We start from the raw sequence: 1,437 nt of genomic DNA, 5'->3' as shown, positions 1-1,437 counted from the left end.
CCCCTTCTTAGTGCATCGCTTGTTGCAACTTTTCTATGTTATGAACAAGACAGTACAGTTGCCACTGGGCATTCACTTTGGCTTGGCCACGTAAGGTCAATTTATTCATCCCTTTGTTGACCGTAATATTGCCAAATACCGGTTCGATACAGCCCAGTCGTTTGCTATATTGCCGCCGCCCCATTGGGCTGTCTATTTTCACTTTCATTTTGTCGGTGTAACTCAGTTTTTTCCGTGAGGCATCATTTTTAAACTGCACTTGCCGACCCGTTTTTATCGGCGGTTTTCGCATGCATTGCTGTTGCAACGGACAAGTTTTACAATCTTTTAAATAACCGCAAAATCGAGTGTATTCTTGGTGATAACTTTTGACATTAATACCGCTTCGCCACATTTCATTGCCTGCGGGACATCGGCAAGTTTGCGTTGCTTCGTCATAATGAAAATCATCTGAAGTAAACAATCGAGGCTTGCCATTACGTCGTTTTAATCTGCGTTTTTCTTGCTCGGTTTCGTAAGTTTCACTTTCTTGAAACAACGGGTTTCGTTTTCTAAATTGATTGTCTGCGATGTAGGTATCAAAGCCACTTTGTGCCATAAATGCCAGATTAGCTTCACTGTTAAAGCCACTGTCTGCGGTGAATTTTATGGTGTGCTCGCTTGAGGGGTTAACAGGATTGAGCTTATCGAGTTGTTGTTTTAATTGCGTGACTGCTGGCTGGAGTGTTTGCTGCTCACCGACCGAACCCCACGTTTGTGCTTGTAAGATAATTTGATGTTTATCATCGTTTATCGCAATACCATTGTAGCCTTGAATGGTGCCCTTGGATGTGGTCATCTTTGCACTGTCAGGGTCGGTGATATTGCTTTTCACAGGCTTACCTTGGCTGCCTATTTTTTCTTGGTGTGATGCGAGGAATGCCGTGATTTTATCCGCACTTTTATCTAACTTTCTTTTTTGGTTTAAGTCTTGTGTGACGAGTTCTTCACTCAACCCATCTTGGGCTTGATGACGCTCAATAATGCGTTTGCTTGCCCGTTCTAGTTTTGCTTTTTTACGGCCAAGTTCATCAAATGTACCACTCCATTCTTTGCTCGCATTTGACTGTAACTTACAACCATCGATGGCAAACATGTTGCGGCCAATGAGCCCTTCTTCATCACAAATCAGCAGCACTTGAGTAAATAAGGGTTCTATTTGTTCATGCATTTTAGCCACAAAACCCGCTATCGATGTGTAATGTGGCTGTACATCACCCGACACGCTCATGAACAAAATATTGTTTTCACACGCCTTAGCAATGCGTCGACTGCTAATTAAACCATGCGCATACCCGAGTAAAATAATTTTGAGCATCACTGCTGGTGAATACGCTGCCGCCCCCGTTTTATCATTGTGATACCAGGCATCAAACCCCGATAAATCGAGTTTGTTTT

Annotated in this window: 1 protein-coding gene; it reads right to left on the bottom strand. The window is 43.0% G+C overall.

What is annotated here, in order from left to right; all coding sequences use genetic code 11:
• Positions 1 to 7 precede the first annotated feature (7 nt).
• Positions 8 to 1,437, bottom strand: a 1,430-nt coding sequence (locus tag ACED29_RS21095; RefSeq protein ID WP_371698683.1) for a transposase, incomplete at its 5' end; no start/stop codon positions are given.

Source organism: Shewanella sp. 5S214 (genome assembly GCF_041439795.1).
Lineage (GTDB): Bacteria > Pseudomonadota > Gammaproteobacteria > Enterobacterales > Shewanellaceae > Shewanella > Shewanella vesiculosa.
The sequence above is the reverse complement of the archived record's forward strand: the minus strand, read 5'-3'. Positions and strand labels throughout refer to the sequence as shown.